The sequence below is a fragment of the Flavobacterium sp. 1355 genome, from assembly GCF_017833415.1.
GTDB lineage: Bacteria > Bacteroidota > Bacteroidia > Flavobacteriales > Flavobacteriaceae > Flavobacterium.
Genome location: NZ_JAFICC010000020.1, coordinates 1 through 21,546, shown reverse-complemented (window position 1 = coordinate 21,546; position 21,546 = coordinate 1). Strand labels below are relative to the sequence as shown.

Sequence of the window (21,546 nt, the reverse complement as noted above, 5' to 3'; positions counted from 1 at the left end):
AACAACTTATTTTTAATGATGTTACAATTTAATTCTATAAATACTGACAGTTTGATATTTAAACAAAAAAAGCCTTATTTACAAGGCTTTACGGAATTTAAAATTTATTTACGAAAACCGTGTAGTTTCGATTTTGTTACATTAGGTTCAAAATTGATACGTAATTTGTATCAATTTTGAACTCATATTAATTGGAAGATTTGTATTCCTTTGGTGAAATTCCAAATTTATTCTTAAAAGCTGTAGAAAAATAGTTTGGAGAAGAGAATCCCAGTGAGTATGCAATTTCAGAAATATTCATGTTATTGGACTTTAAAAGCTCTGCTGCTTTCTCCAATTTTACATTATTAATATGATCGCTGATATTAATTCCGATAATTGCTTTTACCTTTCGATACAGCTGCACTCGGGACACCCCAAGTTTATCGGCTAAATCTTCAACAGAGAATTTAGGATTTTCAACATTCATCTTGATAATATCATTCATTTTAGTAATAAATGACTGTTCCTGATTGCCAAATTTAGACTCAGGCTCAATGCGGTAAATATTATTGGTGTAATAATAACGAAGTTTTTCTCTGTTGAAAAGCAAACCCGAAATAGATTGTTTTAGAATAGAAAGACTAAAAGGTTTTGTAAGATATTGATCTACTCCACTTTGCAAACCTTTCAAAGTAGATTCTTTATCACTTTGCGCGGTTAATATAATAATTGGAATATGTGACGAACGTAAATCCTTTTTCAATTCTTTGCTAATTTCGTAACCGTCTTTGTCTACCAGATTAATGTCGCAAATGATGATGTCCGGAACAATTGCCATTGCTTTTTCAATAGCATCGCTTCCGTCTGAAGTATGAACTACATATTCATTTGATAATTTAGTTTTTAAAAATGTTACCAAATCGATATTGTCTTCTATAATCAAAAGCGTATGTTTTTCTGATTCAGAAACTACATTTACTACATTTAACTCCGTTTCGATATCTAAATTATCTGATATTAAATTTGGCGTTACATCCAGATTTTCAGCTTTATTAATCATTTCAGAAGGCTGTAAATGACTGGTTCCTTTTAATAAAGTAATTACAAATTCACTTCCTTGTTTTGATTTTAACTCGATTGTTCCGTGGTGCAAAAGCACAAATTCTTTGGAGAGATGAAGCCCAATTCCTGAACTGTTTTTATTATTATTTGAGGCCCTGAAAAACGGATTAAAAACATTTGATAATTCATTTTCAGGGATTCCAATTCCGGAATCTTTAAAACTGATTTTAACTGTATTGTCTTGGTTTTCTACAATCGAAATATTGATTTTTCCATTATCGGGTGTAAATTTAAAAGCATTGGAGAGCAAATTAAAATATACCTTATCCATCAAGCCTCTGTCTATAAACAATTCCAGGTTTTTGTTTTTGCAGCTCAGCTGAAAATCAATATTTCTGCGGGCAGCTTCGCCTTTGAAATTGGTCATGACGTCACTTGTAAACTCATAGATTTTTGTATTTGAAGCTCTCAATGTAAATTTTTGCTCTTCTATTTTTCTAAAATCCAGCAATTGATTTATTAATCGAAGTAATCTGTTTGAGTTTTTATGAATCAGTTTTACTTCATCAACAAGCGTGGTTCCTTTAATTTTTTCGTTTTCGATTAACGATTCTACATAACTCATAATCAAAGTTATGGGTGTTTTAAATTCATGCGAAAGTCCGGTAAAGAAATTCAATTTTGCTTCATTGCTTTTTTGGGCAATTTGAGCCATTTCCTGAATTTCGTTATTCTGATCAATAACAGTCTGATTAATTCTCTCAAGCTGTTTTTTCTTTCTTGAAATAGAAATCGTCGAATAAATACTGTAAATCGTTAAACTCAAAATAATCACCAAAAAGAAACTTAGCAATCGAACCAAATTGTTCTGCGAAGCATATTCTTTTTCCTGAACTTTTATTGCTCCTTGCTGCGAATCAATAACGGCTTGCTGCTGATCGACTTTATCCATTTGATTTTCGATAATTTCAGCATTGTTCTTGTCGATTACAATGGTATTGAGGATATTATTTTTTGCAATTGGTTCTTTATTGTACATTTTTAAAGCCAATTTTAATGCCTCATTTCCTCCTGTCGGATATAAAATAGTACCGTCAAGAACACCGGTTTTTACCAATTCAATTCCACCATTTACGGTGTTTAAACCATCAACACCAATAAATTTAATTTTCTTTTCGAGTCCTACAGTTTTAGCCGTTTCCCAGGCGCTCAGGGCCATGCGGTCGTTATGGGCAAAAATATACTCAATCTTGGGATTGCTTAACAGAATTGCCTTTAAAGGCTCTTTTACAGATTCTCCCTCCCAGTCACCATGAATTGTATTCTCGATTTTTATACGCTTGTTTTCATTTATTATTTGTCCAAATCCTAAACTGCGCTCGTACGCTGGCGAAGAACCAATTGCTCCTGTAATTTCGATTATTTTGCCGGAACCTTTACTGTGCGAAACTATATAACGACCGGCAATTCGTCCAATTTCAATATTATCAGCTCCAAGATAAGCCGTGTATTTTTCGCCATCAATTTTTCTGTCTACAACAAGAACCGGAATTCCTGCTTTAATCGATTTTTCGACTACGGCCGTTAGGGGTTTTGATTGAATTGGAGATACAATAATAACATCTACTTTATTAGAAATGAATCTTTCAATATCGTCAATTTGTTTCTCGATATTATTATTGGCGTCACTAATTTTTAATTCTACATCAGGCTGCAGCGAGGCTTCAATTTTTATAGAGCTGTTCATTTGCTTGCGCCAGTCGTCGGTAGTCATGGCCTGAGAAAACCCAACTTTGATTTTATCACCTTGCTTTTGCTTACAGGAAACTAAACTTAATGATGCTAATAAAAGCATCAAAATATATTTTACAGATTGATACATAAAATTATCCGTTAGGGTAAATAAAAAAATAAGCACATAAAATGCTTTTGGTCAATCGAACTTGTCTCAATAATTAGGAAGGATTATTTTGTAATGACAAGCAAGAAGATGTGTATAGTAAAAAAAGTAAAATTAAACTTTTATTTCATGCATACAAATGAGTAGTTAAATATCTGCAATAAAAAGGTAAAAATGGTCATTTTTGAGCTTAGTGTCCCTTTAGTTTATTTCAGTTACTCCGCTTAAATTCGTAATTATGATAGTTATTGTTCGCATACTTTTTTAAAAAAGAGCTGTCATAGCTCTTTTTTATTTATGCCCAGACCGTTTTTCGGACAATCGGTATATAAGTTTCTGAATAATAGTAATCCAAACGGTGGTTAGAAGCATGGTAAGTGTGATAACCGCCAAGGTGAGCTGGCAGGTATACTTTCCGACAAGATTCAACGAGGAGGCCAGTGTCATTAAAACAAAGCTGAATTCCCCGATCTGCGACAGCAACGCTCCGCCGTAAATGCTGTCCCGCCACCTGCTCCCTGTGAACCGGAATAAAAGTGCATTGATCACACTATTGATTAGCAACACACTAAATGTTACCTTGAGAATCGTTCCAATATTATCTGCAAAAAAATGAGTATCCAGCTGAAGGCCAACGGCAAGAAAAAAGAAAGCCATAAAAAATACCCTAAACGGGATTAGTGACTTTTCCAGCCAGCGTATTGCCTTATCCTGCCCGATGAAAATTCCGGCAGCAAAAGCACCAAAAGCCGGTGATAGCCCAAACCATGAGCTAACCCATGCTATTCCAAAACAAATACAAAAACCGATGAAGACCTGAAGGTCATGATCTGCCGCAATTTCTCTTCCCATTGGTATCTTGAAGAGTTTTTTCTGCACCGCGGCCCTTAAAAACAACAGGATAATAATGGCGCCGATACAAACCTTTATGAGTTCAAAAACAGAAATATTGCTTCCGGACATAAAATTCAGTGCCACTATCATCGGTACGACAAGAATATCCTGCATCAGCAAAACACCGCTGGTGATTATACCCAGCGCGCTCCTGATCTCTCCGGTTTGTGATAAATACTGAAAAACAATTGCCGAACTGCTTAGGCTGATTATAAATGTAATGAGAATAATTGTCCTGATGTCCCAACCGGCGTATTGTCCGACGCAGAATATACACAAAAAACTTAGCGCTATCTGGACTAGTACAATAACCAGCGGCTTATAAATATTCTTTGTGAAATGATCCAAATCGATTTCATTCCCAGTCGAAAACATTAAAAGCACAATTCCGATTTCACCCAGCTGTAAGATAACCTCCGCCTCATGGATGATATTCAAAACCTGTGGCCCCAGCAGGATGCCGGCTCCAATGTAGGCAATAAAATAAGGCTGCCTTAATCGTCTTAAAAGCAGGATTAAAAATAAAAACACAAAAGAAAGTATCGCAAGTCCTGAGAATAATTCCGATGACATAGATGATAAATTAAATAAAGTAAGAAAGCCGTCCTAAAGACAGCTTTCTGAAACATACTACTAATTAATTTTTATAAAATCTCGATTTGTCTAGGCGGTTTTTGTTTGGACTCTTCTTTTTTTGGAATTGTCAACTGCAACAGCCCGTTTTCATATCTGGCAGAAATGTGCTCCTCTTCCACTACATTTTTAGGAAGCTCAAAACTTCTCTGGAATGACTGGTAACTGAACTCCTTACGGGTAAAGGATTCCTGCTCGTTAGTTTGCTCCTGCTGTTTTGTCGAGGAAATCGTAAGAAGATTTCCCTCTAAAACTACTTTAAAATCATTTTTATCCATACCCGGAGCAGCTACTTCTACCTGATAATTATCGGCAGATTCCTTAATGTTCACTGATGGCAGTGTCGAGCTTGTTGTGGAGAAGTTATTGTTTTCCCAATTGAAAAGCTCTCGGCCAAAAAAGTCGTCAAAAAACAAACGTGGGAAACCAGGGTATTGATTTCCGTTTCTTTTAATAAGATTCATAACTTTTACTTTTAAATTGTTATACATTAATTTCACCATATCACTGGTTAACAATGATATACCTTACCAAAAATCGAAAATTGTGCCACAGCAGAAAAATGACAAATTTTCACTTTCAGAAATGAAATTTTGTCATTTTCTGACATCTCTATTTCAAAAAAAATTTCTAAAACAAAATTCTGAAGCTAAATTGCTGTCAACAGTTCATTGTGTTTCATTATTCAATTTTGAATTGCTCTTAAATTTGTTCCCTTACTTTAATTTCAGGCGATAATTAGTTGGAGTAATGCTGTATTTATCATGAAAACTTTTAGTAAAATTTGCGAGGTCATTAAATCCGCAATCAAAAGCAATATCTGTCACGCGTTGATCAGAAATTATAAGTAGTTCGGCAGCTTTCTCAAGTCTTTGAGTTTTGATATAATTTGCAGGAGAGTCATTGTAAAGTTTTGTAAACTCTCTTTTAAAAGAGGAAACACTTAAATTGGTTTTCTGTGCCAGATCGTCAACACTAACTTGCAGAAATATATTTGCCTCTATAATTTGCCTGAAAGTATAAGCAGCCGGCGAAAAAAGCTGTGATAAGATTACCTGAATTGTTTCTGCATTTTGCGACTGAGACAATAAAAGAATGATTTCCTTTAATTTTAAAATTAAAATTTCTTCATTTACTAAAGATGGATTTTCGAAATAAAACAAAAGACCTTCAATATATTTGTTTATTAAAAAATCATTATTGATTTTCCCGCTTGATTGATTTGATATATTGCTTTTTGGTTTTTGAAGTAATAAAGGAAGCTCTCTTTGGTAAATTTTTTTTAAAGTATCAGGATGAAAACTAATAACAACTAATTCATTCTGGGTACTTGTTGCAGAGTTGCTTATTTTTTTTCCGGTATTTACACAATTTAGAAGTAATGAATAGTTACTTGGAACGAGCATTTGCTCTTCTTGTGCGTGAAATTCTATTTCACCTTCCAGAGAAAATAAAAAGCAAGCGTTATCTGATACTGGAAAGGGAAATTCAAAAGGCGGTTTTAATATTACTTTTTGAATTAAGGTTTGACCGAATAAGTCAATCTTTTTATAGTCTGTAACCATTTTTATATATTCTTAGATTACTGGTATTATAAACTGTCTTGCAAGTGTCAAAGTATAGAGCCGGGATTTTTTCATGTGTTTTTAAAATTCTTAATAGAACTAATTAGAAAATCTATCATAAAGGCTAAAGTTAACAATTTATTTAGCTTTATTTCTCAACGTATGGCAAATACTCCCTGATAAATTGAATTGGTAAAACTATTGTGACTACCGAATGTGGTTTCGAATGTGTAAAGTGATCCATTTATAAAAATTAGAAGAATTACCTGAATTCCTGGCCAGATAATTCTTCAAAATTTAATATAAGATTTTTAGAATTTTAATCAATCTTCAGCGATTGGATGTAATTTCCTTTAAACTCAAAATTATAGGTAAGAATCAAAGGACTGCCCGGAAAAGTTCCTGAAACTTCTGCTTTTAAATTGCCTTTTTCAGCATCTCCTTTAAAATCAATTGGTTTCGTTACTGCATTGTACTCTTTTGCGCTTTTTTCGATCCAGTTTTTTATATCTGTTTTACTGGTATAATTTTTACCCTCATCAAATACTATTGCAGTTTCTGAAAAGCAATCGGCAAAGGCCGTACTGTCAAAATTATTCTGTGCGTTTACTAAGTCTTGTACTACTTTTGGTAAGTTCATAATTTATCTATTTTATTATTACTAATTTTTTTGCATTTACTAAAAATTCAATTAGTTAAATTGTTGGAATTGTTCCGCCATCTATTACATATTCCGTTCCTGTTAAATAACCTGCTCTGGGCGATACAAGAAATCCAACAAGTTCAGCTACTTCTTGTGGTCTGGCAGGTCTTCCGTAAGGTATGCCTCCCAAAGCTGTCATTACACTTTTTTCAGCCTCTTCAACAGACATATTATTACTTTCTGAAATACGTTCCATCATTCGGATGGATGCTTCGGTCATAATCCAGCCCGGAGAAACCGTTAGCACGCGGACTCCTTTTGGAGATACTTCTTTTGATAGTCCTTTACTATAATTAATAAGTCCTGCTTTTGCAGCTGCATACGGCAGCGTAGAATCATACAAAGGCAGTTTTCCCTGAATAGATGCAATATGTATAATTACCCCGCTTTTGTTTTCCAGCATTTGAGGAAGAAATGATTTATCCAGACGAACTGGCGCCAGTAAGTTGGATTGGATTGTTTCTTCCCAATCTGTATTGGTTAATACAGCAAATCCGCCACCGGGAGTTTCAGAGCCTCCGAGATTGTTTACCAGGATATCTACCTTACCGAATGTATTAAATACTTCTGCTGCCACTTTATCTGCCGCTTCTGGTTTACTTAAATCTGCCGGAATGAAATGCAGCTCTTTATCCGGTGTTTCAGGCTGGTTTCTCGCGATAATGATGACCGTCGCACCTGCATTTTTTAAACGTTCGGCTATCGCTCTTCCGGCACCTTTTGTTCCTCCTGTCACCAGTGCAATTTTGCCTGATAACTCGTTTTGATAATCTGGTATTTGTTTCATGTTGATTTCTTTTGTACAAATTTCAGAACTATGTAACTTTCTCACAAGTACGGAATTACGATTCAGATAGGGATAAATTTTTCCCCTATTGCACAAATCGTAACATACTGTTACTTTTACAATATGTATGAAAGAAAAACAATACCGAACTTAAACTGCGGACTTGACCTGATAGGTGAAGTACTATACGGTAAATGGAAGATACGCCTCCTTTGGTTTATTAATGAAGGGCATAAGAGACCAAGTGAATTACAGCGTAAAATACCCGATGCATCCCGCAGGGTCTTGAATATGCAGTTGAACGAACTGGAAGAACATGAACTCGTTGTCAGGAAAATATATCCCGTAGTTCCGCCAAAAGTAGAATACAGTCTCACGGAATTTGGTGAGAGCCTAATTCCGGTTATAAGCGCTTTAGGGCAATGGGGAGATCAGAATCAAGAGCGACTGAAGTCGTTAATTATTAAAAAATTTTCTGAATCAGCCGCTATTGAAGAATTTAAGTAAAAGAATATAAAACCATTAAATATAAAAACAGTTAAAGCTTCTGCTAAGAAACAGAAGCTTTAAGTCTAACACAAAATATAACTAACAATTAATAGCGTTCTCTTATTTTGAAAACTCAACCGTGCTCAATTTTTGCCAGCTCCCACGTGTGAAATCAGGAATTTCTACGGGAGCAGAATTATTGTCCAGAGAAACTTCTGTCAACGGACTCAAACAAGACCATTCGGCCAAATCGTAAACATCCATGTCTAAAGGAAGTCCTTTTTGAATGCAATAAAACATACGGTAATCCATGATAAAATCCATTCCGCCGTGACCTCCAACTTTTTTGGCCATTTCTTCGATATCTTTTACGATTGGATTTTTATATTTTTCCATCAATATCTTTTTTACGTCTTCAGATACAAATTCTTCAGCATTCAGGTTTTGATAATTTTTAGCAATCTCTGCTCCTGCTTCTTTTGCATCTATTGCATATCCTTCTACCGGATATTTATTTGCAAATCCTTTGGTTCCGGATAACTGGTACATTCTGCTATACGGTCTCGGACTCGTAACGTCATGCTGAATCTGTATTGTTTTTCCTTTTTCGGTACGAATCATGGTCATGGTATGGTCACCATTTCTAAAATCGGTTACCACTTCGCCTGTTTTTTCTTTAATAAAGGCAGGATTTCCAACAGCTTTTGTATCCATCGAAACTAAGAAATTCATTTTGTCTCCTCTGTGAATATTTAAGGCTAAACAAGCTGGCCCCATTCCATGTGTAGGATATATATCACCTCTGTGTTTGCGGTTATAATCCATACGCCAATTGTTCCAGTAATTATTCCAATAGGGCTGAAGTCCGTGAATGTAAGAACCTTCGGCATGAAGAATTTCTCCAAATAATCCTTGCTGTGCCATGTTTAATGTGGTCAGTTCAAAGAAGTCATATACGCAATTTTCGAGCATCATACAATGTTTTCGGGTCTTTTCAGAAGTATCAATAATATCCCAAATTTCCTGCATGGTTAATGCTCCCGGTACTTCAACGGCAACGTGTTTACCATCTTTCATGGCTTGTACGGCAATACTGGCGTGGTGTTTCCAGTCGGTTACGATATAAATGAGATCTACGTTTTTAAGTGCTGTCACTTTTTTCCAGGCATCTTCTCCAAAAAAAGTTTCTGCTTTTGGTTTTCCGTGTTTTACTAAAGTATCGTTTGCTGCTTTTGTTCTGTCTTCGACCATGTCGCAAAGCGCCACAATTTCTACTCCGGGAATATGTGTTATGCGTTCTACAGCACCGGTACCTCGCATTCCCAAACCAATAACCCCTACACGAACAACGGGAATAGCAGGTGTAGCCAAACGCAAAACATCGGTTTGGCCTTTATCTCTTTTTGGCGCTTTTGTTTTTATCATTTGTGCCGATGCAACACAAATTCGCAATAGCAAAAAAGCTATCAGTAAAAATTTTAAACTTGAACTTTTCATTTTTTTTAAATTTAGGATAATTTATTGAGGTGGGTTAGTTGTAATTATTTGCCTATACTTTTATATAGGTTTTATTTTTATGCATGTACCAAAGTATAAAATAAAGGATTCCAAATCCTGCCAAATCGCAAAATGCGTCGTAATACGCTCCCATAAATTGTTCAAAACCAAAGAAAACCTGTTTGGCAATCAAAGAGAAATTTAAAACATGTGAACCCACATAAGCCGCGATGGCATTAAGGCCGATAACCCGAAACGGATACGCCCATTTGGTATACCCTTTTACATCGACAAGCCAATAAAATAAAGCCAGTAAAACGAAACTTATTCCTGATGAGAATATGACAAATGAACTCGTCCATATTTTTTTAATAATAGGGTGCCATAAACCTATAATCAATGAAATAGCGATTGCCGTTATTCCGATTAAAAATAAATAATTAGCAATTTTTTGTCGTGATAAGGAAGAAAGCAATAGCTCTCCTGCAAATAATCCCGACATTGTTGTGGCCGTAAATCCTAATCCGGTTAGGAGCCATGAATATTGTGTTTGATCGTAAAAACGTCCAAAGACCTGCTGGTCAATATAAATAGGGAGATTTTTATTGGGTAATAACTCAAAACTATGTCCGAAGAAATTCGGTACTGACAATAAAACGGCGTATAAAATAAGACATGTTATGAAGAATATATATCTCCCTTTTTGGGATAAATTAAGATAAGCAGCACAAGAAAACAAATAACCTACAGCAATTGCCTGAAGTGTGTTACTGAATATTTGAAATTTTGAAAGATCGAGAAACAGTAAATTTCCCTGAACGATCCATCCCAGAATAAACAGAATTACAAATCGTCTTAGAATGTGTTTGTATACATTAAAATTTGATCCTGTTTCTGCATTTCTTTTTCCTAATGAAAACGGAATTACAACACCAACAACAAACAAAAACAGAGGCATAATGACATCATACAAATGAAAACCAATCCACTCCGGATGCTCAAACTGATCTGCCAAAGTCTTTGTAAAATTGGTTTTAGCGGCCGTATTTAGATTGTAGAAAAAGCGGTCTGCAACGATTATCATTAACAAATCAAATCCTCTTAGCACATCTACAGACATCAGGCGGTTATGGGTTATGCTTTTATTCATTGTTCTTTTGTTCTTTTTAATTTTATAAAGTAATCCTCAATATCATCAAAATACCGAGGATTACTTAACTATGATAACTCGATAGCTCATGCCATTAGATTAAAAAAATGACCTCTTCAAAAAACTATTCCTCTAATGGCAATTTTGACAGGCTATCGATGACAAACTACAATTGTAAGGTTGAAAATTTTGGTGCTTCAGGGAAGTTTGCAACAGCAGACCATCCTGATGTCATTTCGGTAATTCCAATACCAATAAAACCAGTTAGATTTCCTAATTGTGATTTTGGAATACTAAATTCTAAAGCATTTGTTGTATCGTTAAGACTTACAAGCGCAGATGCTTTTAAATTAACTCCTGAACCTGCAATAGGACTCCAGCCCCAGCCTCCGCTAGGATCCGTATGATTATAAAAAGCACCCCAGCCATTTGATACAACCGGCCCTTCAAACAAAAACTCTGCTCCTGAGCCTTCTGCCCAGTTTGCATGTAAAAATCCGGTTTGTGTATTTCCATCCGTGTTGATAAACATGTCTACCAATTCCAGTAACATTTTTTTGTTTCCTTCCAGATACACGTTCACGTTTGGTCCGCCAGCCCAAATTTTAATCTTTTGGATGGAACCGTTTCCTGATGTATTTTCGTCTGTTACGGCAACATCATCCCAATCTGTAAATTTTCCGTCGATTTTAATATCGATAATGATAATTTTTGGTGCTGTTATTACTTTTGTAATAAAGGATTCTTCGCCAGCGTCATTTGTAACAGTTAGCGAAACTCTTATTTCTCCTCCTATTTTATAGGTATACACAGGATCTTTTTCGGTTGACACATAATAAAGATCGCCAAAATCCCATCTGTACTTTGTACCGTTTGTAGAAAGATTGGTAAACGTAAATGTGCTTCCGTCATTGGTAAAAGAAAAATCGGCTACGGGTTTTGTGGCTGAATCCGAAGATGCATTATCGCTGGAACAAGCTGCTAGCAATAACAACGCCACCAGCATTGTTATATATTTGGTTAGTTTCATTTTTTTCATGGTTTTGGTTTAAATGTTTTATAACTATTTAATGATAACCGTTTGTGATAATTTGTTGAATCCTGTTGGGGTTTCCCATAATCCTGTATTGGCAAGGCGAATGGAATAATCTGGTCGGTCACTTAATTTTGAAGAAGCATCTTCAATTTTCAAAAGCAATTCATAAGAACCTGCCGGAATCTCTGATAAACTCACTGATTCTTTTATATCAAAAGCGACTCTTGGAACCACTTTTCTAACATCAAAGTTTAATTTTTTCTTATAAACTGTTCCGTTTGCAGATCTCAAAATCAAATAGGTGTTTTTTGGATTGTAAACCGGAGCAAAACCGGAGTTGTTAATTACTGCGTTGAATTCTAAAGTTCCGTTTAGGCCAACTTCTTTATTAATGCTTGATGAAGCCAAAGCCAATCTGTAACCTAACTTTCTTTCAAAATCTGTAAAGCAATTGTTGTTTCTCCATTCCTGCAAAACCGGACCGTAATAATCAAGATTTAAATACGTCCATTTTAGTAGCGTCATTTCTTTCTCTGCGATACTGCAGCTGGCCACAGGAACATTGGTTGGCGGACAAGTTTCTCCTCCTGTTGGGACAAAAAGGGCTTCATTACTTACATATGTTTTTTCTGCTGTTACGTTTACGTAAGTGCCATAATCGTCAACACTTGCCATAAAACAATCGTTATGAAAACCTAAACGCGCCGTGTTGGTATTTCCGTAACCAACCGTTGCATCTATTGCGGTTGTAGTGGCGACGAAATCTTGTTTGATTTTTGGCGTTCTTACCTGAATTTTGATTTCTTTTGGAAAAGCCTCCAAAAGTTTATCCAGTATTAATTTCTTATTCGCTGGCGTAGTTAGTTGGTTTGTAGTATAATACCATTCTCCCCAAGCACTTACAAAACCGGCCTGAACAAAAGCAATAACATCTTTGTTTTCTTCCAAAATTGGTTTTAACTGATCTAAATGTCCTGAAATAACAGCAACAGAAGCATCGGTACCATCCTGGGCATCGGTATAAGCAAAACGCAAAACACATTTTAAACCTGATTCTCTCAATCGTGTAAAATCAGTTTTTATAAGATCTAATTGCGCCTGGCTTAAAGCTGTGGTTTTGAATTTCTCCAAATAATACAAACGCAAAATAAGGCTTACATTTTCTTTTTTCAAATTCGCCAAAGAGGCAGCAGTTATTGCAGTTCCTTCAGAATTTACCTGCCAGGTATGCATAAAACCACGTTCAGGATTGGTAAAGACTTCGTTAGAAACGGTATAAGTTACTTTTTCCTGTCCGCTTGCTTCTTCTTTATTTTCACCGCCATTATCGCTTTGGCAACTTGAGGCAAGATTCAAAAAAAGACAAAATACTATTAATAAATGTTTCATATTTTTTATAATTAAATGATCTGATTAATTGTTTTTTAAATCTTCTTAAAAAGAAAATTAATTATACTTATCGTTCTGGATAAACTTCCCTTTTCCTTCGCTTATTCTTTCTAATGAGAAAGGAAACAAAGCTTTGTAAGGCGCACTTTGACTGGCAGAACCATTTAGTGCTAGAGCATGTTCTGTAAATTTTCCGTGTCTGATTAAATCCGAACGGTATTGTCCGTTTTCGCACCAGTATTCATGTGATCTTTCCAGAAGAATCATGTCATTAAAACTTGCCAGTGTGCTATAATCTGCTAATTCAATTTCGCTAATTTTCGCTCTTTTTCTTACGATATTTACCAAATCTATTGCTTCCTGAGTTGGTGTTCCGGTTTTGTTTACCAAGGCTTCTGCTTTAGACAATAATACGTCTGCATAACGGTACACAATAATATCTACTGTTGTCAAGGCTGTGGTTCTGGCTGCATCCGGATGAATTTTTAACGGAATTGGTCCTAACTGCATATAATTAGCAGGATTTGCTCTATTGTACGTAACGCCATCAGTTCCTTCAAACTCAGCAATAAGTGCTGTTTTACGAATATCGGTGGCTTCAAAAGAATCGTAGAAAGTCCATGAACTCTGAATGGTTCCATATCCTCCACGTCCCGGAAAATTAGCCGGTAATACCATTAGCTGCCATTGGTTTTCGCTTGTTCCTGCATAATCTGCCGGAACAGCCCAAATTACTTCTTTACTGCTCACAGGTGCTTTTACATCCCATAAACCAACATAATTTTCTTCTAGACCATAATAATTCATGCCTATAATTGCGTTGGCTTGTTCCTCAACCTCTGCCCATCTTTTTTCGTGCAGATACAATCTGATCAATACCATTCTCGCCATCCCGCTACTGAATCTTCCGTACTGAGTTTCTGCTGGAGATTTTAAATCTGCGGCCGCAGCTTTAAGGTCATTTTCGATAAAACTTACCATATTTGCATTTGAAAGTCTTGCTAAAGGTTCTTCTTTAAGCGGATTTTGAAGAACATCCAAAGGAGCAACAACAATAGGTCCGTACATATCAAAAAGTTCGTATGCCAAAAGTCCTCTTGCGCATTTAATTTCGGCAATGGCTTGTTTTTTTATCAATTCATTTACGTTTGATTTTTCAATTCTGTCAATGCTCAAAGTCATTCCGCTTATCTTGTTGTAAAACACATCGTAGAAGCGTGTAAACGAAGTAGATGTAGCTTTATAACTGTGCAATGATGCTTCCTGCTGCACTCCGTAAGGTCCTTGCAGAATTTCGGTTGTGGCATCGAGTAAAAACATCAGCCCGTTTTCTGAAGTAGAATGAATTCCGTTTCCGTAAGAACCTCTTAAAGGATAATATGCCGAAGCTACTATCGCCTGAATATCTGCCTCTGAACTGGGAAAAATACTTGGGTTAATCTCATCATAATTGATAGATTCTAAATCATCACTACAACCAGAGAAAACCAGTAATAGTAAAACTATTGTATAATTTTTTAAATTTTTCATATCTTTTTTATTAGAACTTAAGATCAACTCCTACTGTGTATGTCTTTACGTTTGGGTACGCTGCTGCATAACCATCTGTTTCGGGATCTATACCATCATATTTTGTAATGGTAAAAAGGTTTTGTCCATCTAGTCTGATAGCAGCTCCCTGAATATATTTTCCAAACCATTTTTTAGGAAAATTATAGGTCAGCGATGCACTTTGCAAACGCACAAATGAAGCTTCCTGCATAAAGAAATCACCAGATCCGTATTGTGTGTATCCAAAGTGTGATCCCGGACGTGTATTTGTTGGATTATCCGGTGTCCATCTGTTATAAATAGCAGTTGTTGCATTTCTTCCGTTTTGCGCCACACCTACAGCGGTTACACCATAAGCAAAATCAGTTCTGTCTATAATTTCTCTTCCAAACATTCCGTTAAACTGAAAATTCAGTTGAAAGTTTTTCCAGATAATGGTATTACTCAAACCTGCTACAAAATCAGGGTCTGATGATCCTTTTAAAACATAATCGGCATCGTCAATTTTTCCATCGGCTGCCCCTGTTCTTAAAAATGTTCCCTTTTCATCTGTTACAGGATTTCCCTGTGCATCTCTTACAAAACCATTAACATCTTTAATTTTAATTTGTCCGGGATAAAGATCTGGCTGTGCCGGAACAACTTCTCCGATTTGCATCACTCCGTCTGCAATTTGATAATAGTTGGCACGAACCGGATCATCATAACTCTCATAAACCCTAGGTTTCCAGTCTGGCGATCTTTCTTTCCAATTTGTTTTAAATTGTGAATACGTAAAAGTACTTCTCCATTTAAAATCAGGACGATCAATATTTACTGTACTAAGGGTTAGTTCTAAACCTTTACTTTGGGTACTTCCCACATTGGCCCAAACTGTATTTATTTCGTGATAACTATTAATTGGCTTTAACATTAATAAGTCAGAAACAACTCTGTCGTAAATCTCAAATGAACCGGAAATTCTTCTGTTTAATATTTCAAAATCAAGACCTAAGTTTTTCTCAGTAGTAGTTTCCCATTTCAAATCAGGATTTTCAAGTCTGGAAGGAAAAACTCCAATCAAAATCGATTCATCGGCATTTAGATAGGCTGGCTGTGCGTAAAAAGCTCCAAATGCGCTTCCTCCAATTTCAGCATTACCAGTCTGTCCATATCCAAATCTAAACTTAAATTGAGAAACATAATCTCTGACAGAATTCATAAAGGATTCCTGAGACACGTCCCATCCTACTGCAATAGAAGGAAATAATCCATATTTGTTATTTTTGGCAAACACACTCGCACCATCACGACGTATAGTAGAAGTCAGTAAGTATTTGTCTTTGTATGAATAATTAAATCTTGTAAAATAAGAAATGAAATTATTTTCTGTTTTTGATGAAGACGTGACTTTAGTTCCTGCCCCGGCATTCATATTATTCCATAAAAAAGAATCTGTTACAAAATTACTATTACCCAGACCTGCCCTTTCTGTTCTGTAAGTTTGTTGAGAATAACCTACCATTAAACCGAAAGTATTATCTTCCATTAACTTTTTGGTGTAGTTTAAAGTAAAGTCAAATAAATCATCATTTTTTCTTTCTGTATTTATAGATGCTTTACCATTTTCTAATGCGCCATAAAGTGTCGTTCTTGGCAAATAGGTATTTCTGCTTGAATTTCCCTGATCAAAACCTGCCTGAAATCTGGCTGTTAAACCTTCTATTGGCTTTATCTCTGCATAAAAGTTGGTAAGTGATCGGTCTACAATTCCTTCATCAGAAATAGTCAATAAGGAATACGGATTTGGTTCTAAGGCATTATCCGGATTTATTGGATAATTACCAAACTCATCAATCGCTAAAATATTTGGGCCTTGCTGTATGGCTGATCTTATAATTCCTGAGTTCTCAAATTGAGAGACTTCTTCGCCAGTAACAGGATTAAATTGTCCTCCTAATTGTGAGTTCTGATTTTTGATTCTACTTTTGGTCATGTTCATTCCAAAGGTCAAAAAGTCAGTTAATTTTTGATCAATGCTAAAATGAAACGTGGTTCTTTTTAGTCCTGAATTTTTAATTACACCATCCTGGCTGAATAAATTTCCGGACATAAAGTATTTTGTAGAATTAGTTCCTCCACGCAATGAAAGGTTATTTTGCTGCACTATTCCGTCTCGGGTTACCAATGATAACCAATCGGTTCCTTTGCCTGCATTTTTTATCTGCTCATCAGAATATAATCTCTTGTAAGGAATCCCGTTAACCGGAGCAGCATTAGCTTCTTCTAACGTTTTTAAAGAATATGGATATACTTTATTGATAAACTCCCAATTTTCTTTTGAGGCATCGTTTCTTAATTGCATCCATTCTTTCAAATCCAGAACATCATAACTGTCATTGTATTTCTGGTATGAATAAGAACCTGCATAATCAACCCTTACAACTCCTTCTTTTCCTTTTTTAGTAGTAATTAAAATAACTCCATTTGCAGCTCTTGCTCCATAAATTGCTGTAGAACTTGCGTCTTTTAAAACTTCAATCGATTCAATATCGTTTGGATTAAAAGAGTTTAAAATTCCCTGTGTTCCTCCGTCATAACGATTTCCTGAACCGGGCTGTTCCAGATTCGTAATCGGAAATCCGTCAACAACTACCAACGGCTGGTTACTGGCATTAATAGAACCCGCACCACGAATCTGAATGTTAAATCCGCCTCCCGGCTGTGCACTGTTTTGAGCAATTTGCAAACCCGCAACCTTACCCTGAAGTGCCGTTAAAACGGATGGAGCAGATGATAAAGTTAAAGACTCCCCTTTTACTGAGGACATTGCTCCCAATACATTTTTCTTTTTCTGGGTTCCGTACCCCACAATAACTACTTCATTCAGTGTTTTTGATGCAGGAACCATAGAAACCTTCATATTGGTTTGATTCGCAATTAAAACTTCTTTGTTATCATATCCGACATAAGAAAACACTAAAGCTGTTGTATTGGTTGGAACTACAATTGTAAATGTTCCGTCAAAATCAGTTGTTGCTCCTCTGGATGATCCTTTTGGAACAATTGTTACACCAATCATAGGCTGTCCCAATTCATCCAGAACAACACCTTTAATGACAATATCGGCTTCTGATTTATTATTTATAATTTCTGATGTGCTGCTGCTTGTGGAACTGGCTGCATTTACTTTTACAACAGATACTATTAGAACTAAAACTGTAATTATTGTCTTTAAATTAAATTTTAATTCCTGATAGTCACTGTATAGTAACTTATTACTTTTTTTCATATTATTCTGGTTAGTTTAATGGTTAATGTAAAAAGCAGCTTTGTGTGAATAAAAAATGGTTAGGAATTTTAATAAACACAAAGCACATGGTCAAGCTATGTTTCTTTTGGTTTCATAATTTTTTGGTTTTGTTTTTTGTCCTGTTTTTTGTTGGTTATTTTTTTAATTGGCATTCTGTATTTTGGGTTTATGTCCCACCTAATTTTTAACAGCTTTATTATTTTTCCGAATCAGTAATTTTTGATTTTAAACTTGTCTTTTCTTCCTCATTTTCAACTAAAAAGAGGGTTTGAAAAAAGCTCTTTTTGGACTTACTTTTGGCTAAACTAAATAATATTTTTTAATAAACAATGGTAAAATTAAAAAAATGTGTTCGTGCACATAAAAAAAGTGTTTTCGAACACATTTTTTAGAAAAAGTATTATTAAATTCTTACCTTTTTTAAAATTTGACTATGTAAGAATCTAAATAATTATCAGAAATTTTTAATTATATTTTAAAAAATAAGGCTTTTTATTTGATATTGATTTAATTATAAAATGCAATAAAAATTGGCATTTGAATATATAAATCAGGTATTTAATCTTCTTTTAAAACAAAATTCATTTTTGAAAAGCTGATTTTATTGATGCTGGTAATTATAAAAAAGCCTTGATCACACCAATGAATTTTTCTGCCAATTCATCTGCTTTTTTTTGGGAAATACTTTCTGTATAAATTCTTATAATGGATTCGGTATTTGACTTTCTTAAATGCACCCATTCTGATTCAAAATCAATTTTGATTCCATCTATACAATTTGGTTTTTCATTACCGAATTTATGCGCTATTTTTTCTAAAATTTTATCGACATCAATTTGCGGTGTCAATTCAATTTTACTTTTACTCATGTAATAATCCGGATAACTTTCTCTTAGCTTTTTACAAGAAATATTTGCGTGTGCAAAGTGCGATAAAAACAACGCAACTCCTACAAGAGAATCTCTACCGTAATGCGCCGCAGGATAAATAATTCCTCCATTGCCTTCTCCTCCAATAATGGCATTTGTCATTTTCATTAATTCTACAACATTTACTTCGCCAACTGCACTGGCTTCATATATACCGCCATGTTTTAGAGTAATATCTCTTAATGCTCTTGAAGATGATAAATTAGAAACGGTATTCCCTTTTGTTTTCCCCAGGACATAATCGGCACAGGCTACCAGCGTGTATTCTTCCCCAAACATAGAGCCGTCTTCACAAATTAGTGCCAGTCGGTCAACATCGGGATCTACTACGATTCCAAAATCGGCTTTTTCTTTTACTACCAGCGCCGAAATGTCTGTGAGATATTCTTTTAAAGGTTCTGGATTGTGCGGAAAATGACCATTGGATTCACAATATAATTTGATACACTCAACGTTCAGTTTTTCCAGTAAACGCGGAATCGCAATTCCTCCTGTTGAATTAACCGCATCAACGACCACTTTAAAATTTGCTTTTTTAATGGCCTCAACATCAACTAAATTCAGTTTTAAAACTTCTTCGATATGTCTGTCTATATAACCTTCTTTTTTTTCATATTTTCCCAAATGATCTACTTCAGAAAACACAAAAGATTCCTCTTTGGCTATTCTCAGGATTTTTTCTCCTTCAATACCATTTAAGAATTCACCTCTATTATTCAATAATTTTAAAGCATTCCATTCTTTCGGATTGTGACTTGCCGTGATTATAATTCCGCCATCAGTATGATCCAATGTTACAGCAACTTCAACTGTTGGTGTAGTCGACAAACCAATATCTATGACATTAATTCCTAAACCCGTAAGCGTATTAGCCACGAGATTACTTATCATTTCTCCCGAAATTCTGGCGTCTCTTCCTAAAATTACACGTAATGATTTATTCGGATTTTCTCCTTTCAGCCACATTCCATAAGCTGCGGCAAATTTTACGGCATTTACAGGAGTTAAATTTTCATTTACAACTCCCCCAATTGTGCCTCTTATTCCTGAAATTGATTTTATTAAAGTCATCTTGATTTATTTTTTTGCCACAGATTAAATTATTTTTTTTCGCCACGAATTCCACGAATTATCACAAATCTATTAGTGGAAATTAGTGCAATTCGTGTCAAACACTCACTGCAATCATTCTAATCTGTGCTAGCTTTTTTTACTTAGTCTTAGCAGCTTAGAACCTTAATTCCTGAAATTGATTTTATTAAAGTCATTTTGATTGTTTTTTGCCACAGATTAAAGGATTAAAAATGATTTTCTAATCTGTATGATTTTTGCCACGAATTACGCTAATTTCCACTAATAAAATTCAGTGCAATTCGTGGCAAAGAAAAACTTAGAATCTTAGCTCCTCAGTCCCGAAGCCTCGGGATAGAATCTTAATAATGCCATCTCACAAAAGCTTCCATCGCTGCATAAGTGGCCAAACCTAATTGTTGGTACAAAGCTGCTGTTTCTGCGTTTCGGTCTTCAGCTCTCTGCCAGAACTCCCTGGCGTCTGTTCCCTGGAAAACAACTCCGTCTTTTTGTGACTGGTGTTTGAAAATTCCGTGGCGTTTTGCCAAAACCTGATCAGGGCTCATCGGTACGGCCATCTCAACTTCGTCAATTCCCCATTCCTGCCATGCGCCTCTATATAGCCACAACCAGCAATCCTCCATAAATGGTTTTGGTTTTAAGGCTTTTACAGCTTCAAAAATCGCATCCAGACAGACTTTATGGGTGCCGTGCGGATCTGCCAAATCTCCTGCAGCATAGATTTGGTGTGGTTTGATTTTTTCGATTAAGTCCATCGTCAGCTGAATATCTTCCTGTCCGATTGGTTTTTTCTCAATGGTTCCGGTTTCGTAAAAAGGAAGTTCCATAAAATGAATCTGATCATCGGTCAATCCAACAAAATGACTTGTGGCCCTCGCTTCGCCTTTTCTGATTAGTCCTTTGATGTAACGCACTTCGGGAATATCAATTTCGCTGTTCTTTTTATTTTTCAAAAAGGCAACTGCTTTTTCGTAAATTGCATCGGCCTCAGGGCTTTTGATTCCAAATTTTTCATTGTAATCAATCACAAAACTTGCAAAACGCAGTGCTTCATCATCTGCAACAGCGATATTTCCTGAGGTTTGGTACGCTACGTGCACCTCATGCCCCTGCTCCTGCAAACGCATGAAGGTTCCTCCCATACTGATAATGTCATCATCAGGATGCGGGCTGAAAATCAATACTCGCTTTCTTGCAGGCTCTGCTCTTTCGGGACGGTTGGAATCGTCTGCGTTTGGTTTTCCGCCCGGCCAGCCTGTAATGGTATTTTGAAGTTTGTTGAATATTTTAATATTGATATCATAAGCGGGACCTGAATCTGCCAATAAATCACTCATTCCGTTTTCGATATAATCGGCATCGGTAAGCATTAAAATTGGTTTTTTAAGCTGTAATGCCAATCCTAAAACTGCTTTGCGGGTTAGTTTGTCTGTCCAGATTACTTTTTCTACCAGCCACGGCTTGTTGATTCTGGTTAGTTTTGAAGAGGCTTCCTTATCCAAAACAAAAACTGCATTGTCATGCTCCTGCAAAAAAGATGCAGGAATCTGATTGGTTACTTCATCTTCTACCGATTTTTTTACAATATTGGCTTT

Annotated in this window: 15 protein-coding genes; 1 reads left to right on the top strand and 14 read right to left on the bottom strand. The window is 35.6% G+C overall.

The window, feature by feature from the left end:
* Window positions 1-187: 187 nt before the first annotated feature.
* The 6 genes from JOD96_RS20825 to JOD96_RS20800 form a co-directional block, all read right to left on the bottom strand.
* Window positions 188-2,899 carry a substrate-binding domain-containing protein gene (locus JOD96_RS20825; RefSeq protein WP_245188468.1) on the bottom strand — a complete coding sequence of 904 codons (2,712 nt, stop codon included), beginning with the start codon at window positions 2,897-2,899 and terminating at the stop codon, window positions 188-190.
* Between the two features lie 336 nt (window positions 2,900-3,235).
* Window positions 3,236-4,411, bottom strand: coding sequence for a cation:proton antiporter (locus JOD96_RS20820; RefSeq protein ID WP_209566162.1), 1,176 nt, complete (start codon window positions 4,409-4,411; stop codon window positions 3,236-3,238).
* 71 nt (window positions 4,412-4,482) lie between these two features.
* A complete protein-coding gene (locus tag JOD96_RS20815) occupies window positions 4,483-4,935 on the bottom strand; it encodes an Hsp20/alpha crystallin family protein (protein ID WP_209566161.1) in 453 nt (150 codons plus the stop codon).
* A gap of 252 nt (window positions 4,936-5,187) precedes the next feature.
* Window positions 5,188-6,036, bottom strand: a complete 849-nt coding sequence (locus JOD96_RS20810; RefSeq protein WP_209566160.1) for a helix-turn-helix domain-containing protein — start codon at window positions 6,034-6,036, stop codon at window positions 5,188-5,190.
* A 319-nt stretch (window positions 6,037-6,355) separates the two neighbouring features.
* Complete coding sequence (locus JOD96_RS20805) at window positions 6,356-6,676, bottom strand: nuclear transport factor 2 family protein (protein ID WP_209566159.1); 321 nt, start codon at window positions 6,674-6,676, stop codon at window positions 6,356-6,358.
* Between the two features lie 55 nt (window positions 6,677-6,731).
* Window positions 6,732-7,526 (bottom strand): SDR family oxidoreductase, encoded by a 795-nt coding sequence (locus JOD96_RS20800; protein ID WP_209566158.1) that lies wholly within the window; start codon window positions 7,524-7,526, stop codon window positions 6,732-6,734.
* 123 nt (window positions 7,527-7,649) lie between these two features.
* Between JOD96_RS20800 and JOD96_RS20795 the strand changes: the two genes are divergently transcribed.
* Window positions 7,650-8,033 carry a winged helix-turn-helix transcriptional regulator gene (locus tag JOD96_RS20795; RefSeq protein WP_209566157.1) on the top strand — a complete coding sequence of 128 codons (384 nt, stop codon included), beginning with the start codon at window positions 7,650-7,652 and terminating at the stop codon, window positions 8,031-8,033.
* 102 nt (window positions 8,034-8,135) lie between these two features.
* Here JOD96_RS20795 and JOD96_RS20790 read toward each other — a convergent pair whose 3' ends face one another.
* The 8 genes from JOD96_RS20790 to JOD96_RS20755 all read right to left on the bottom strand — a co-directional run.
* Window positions 8,136-9,512 (bottom strand): Gfo/Idh/MocA family protein, encoded by a 1,377-nt coding sequence (locus tag JOD96_RS20790; RefSeq protein ID WP_209566156.1) that lies wholly within the window; start codon window positions 9,510-9,512, stop codon window positions 8,136-8,138.
* A gap of 52 nt (window positions 9,513-9,564) precedes the next feature.
* Entirely contained in the window at window positions 9,565-10,662 is a 1,098-nt protein-coding gene (locus JOD96_RS20785; RefSeq protein ID WP_209566155.1) for an acyltransferase family protein, read from the bottom strand.
* A gap of 166 nt (window positions 10,663-10,828) precedes the next feature.
* Window positions 10,829-11,692 (bottom strand): PKD domain-containing protein, encoded by an 864-nt coding sequence (locus JOD96_RS20780; protein WP_209566154.1) that lies wholly within the window; start codon window positions 11,690-11,692, stop codon window positions 10,829-10,831.
* Window positions 11,693-11,725: 33 nt separating this feature from the next.
* Window positions 11,726-13,087 (bottom strand): DUF4832 domain-containing protein, encoded by a 1,362-nt coding sequence (locus tag JOD96_RS20775; RefSeq protein WP_209566153.1) that lies wholly within the window; start codon window positions 13,085-13,087, stop codon window positions 11,726-11,728.
* A gap of 57 nt (window positions 13,088-13,144) precedes the next feature.
* Window positions 13,145-14,617, bottom strand: a complete 1,473-nt coding sequence (locus JOD96_RS20770; protein ID WP_209566152.1) for a RagB/SusD family nutrient uptake outer membrane protein — start codon at window positions 14,615-14,617, stop codon at window positions 13,145-13,147.
* Between the two features lie 10 nt (window positions 14,618-14,627).
* Entirely contained in the window at window positions 14,628-17,909 is a 3,282-nt protein-coding gene (locus tag JOD96_RS20765) for a SusC/RagA family TonB-linked outer membrane protein (RefSeq protein ID WP_209566151.1), read from the bottom strand.
* 638 nt (window positions 17,910-18,547) lie between these two features.
* Window positions 18,548-19,930: a phosphoglucosamine mutase gene (gene glmM, locus JOD96_RS20760; protein WP_209566150.1), complete on the bottom strand. Its 1,383-nt coding sequence runs from the start codon at window positions 19,928-19,930 to the stop codon at window positions 18,548-18,550.
* A 362-nt stretch (window positions 19,931-20,292) separates the two neighbouring features.
* On the bottom strand, window positions 20,293-21,546 hold a 1,254-nt coding region (locus JOD96_RS20755), incomplete at its 5' end, for a PIG-L family deacetylase (RefSeq protein ID WP_209566149.1).

Excerpts from the sequence above, each read along its gene's own strand:
- JOD96_RS20810 (WP_209566160.1), bottom strand. The coding sequence starts at position 6,036 with ATGGTTACAGACTATAAAAAGATTGACTTATTCGGTCAAACCTTAATT.
- JOD96_RS20790 (WP_209566156.1), bottom strand. The coding sequence starts at position 9,512 with ATGAAAAGTTCAAGTTTAAAATTTTTACTGATAGCTTTTTTGCTATTG.
- JOD96_RS20780 (WP_209566154.1), bottom strand. The coding sequence starts at position 11,692 with ATGAAACTAACCAAATATATAACAATGCTGGTGGCGTTGTTATTGCTA.
- JOD96_RS20795 (WP_209566157.1), top strand. The coding sequence starts at position 7,650 with ATGTATGAAAGAAAAACAATACCGAACTTAAACTGCGGACTTGACCTG.
- JOD96_RS20815 (WP_209566161.1), bottom strand. The coding sequence starts at position 4,935 with ATGAATCTTATTAAAAGAAACGGAAATCAATACCCTGGTTTCCCACGT.
- JOD96_RS20800 (WP_209566158.1), bottom strand. The coding sequence starts at position 7,526 with ATGAAACAAATACCAGATTATCAAAACGAGTTATCAGGCAAAATTGCA.
- JOD96_RS20770 (WP_209566152.1), bottom strand. The coding sequence starts at position 14,617 with ATGAAAAATTTAAAAAATTATACAATAGTTTTACTATTACTGGTTTTC.
- JOD96_RS20785 (WP_209566155.1), bottom strand. The coding sequence starts at position 10,662 with ATGAATAAAAGCATAACCCATAACCGCCTGATGTCTGTAGATGTGCTA.
- glmM (WP_209566150.1), bottom strand. The coding sequence starts at position 19,930 with ATGACTTTAATAAAATCAATTTCAGGAATAAGAGGCACAATTGGGGGA.
- JOD96_RS20825 (WP_245188468.1), bottom strand. The coding sequence starts at position 2,899 with ATGCTTTTATTAGCATCATTAAGTTTAGTTTCCTGTAAGCAAAAGCAA.
- JOD96_RS20765 (WP_209566151.1), bottom strand. The coding sequence starts at position 17,909 with ATGAAAAAAAGTAATAAGTTACTATACAGTGACTATCAGGAATTAAAA.
- JOD96_RS20805 (WP_209566159.1), bottom strand. The coding sequence starts at position 6,676 with ATGAACTTACCAAAAGTAGTACAAGACTTAGTAAACGCACAGAATAAT.
- JOD96_RS20775 (WP_209566153.1), bottom strand. The coding sequence starts at position 13,087 with ATGAAACATTTATTAATAGTATTTTGTCTTTTTTTGAATCTTGCCTCA.
- JOD96_RS20820 (WP_209566162.1), bottom strand. The coding sequence starts at position 4,411 with ATGTCATCGGAATTATTCTCAGGACTTGCGATACTTTCTTTTGTGTTT.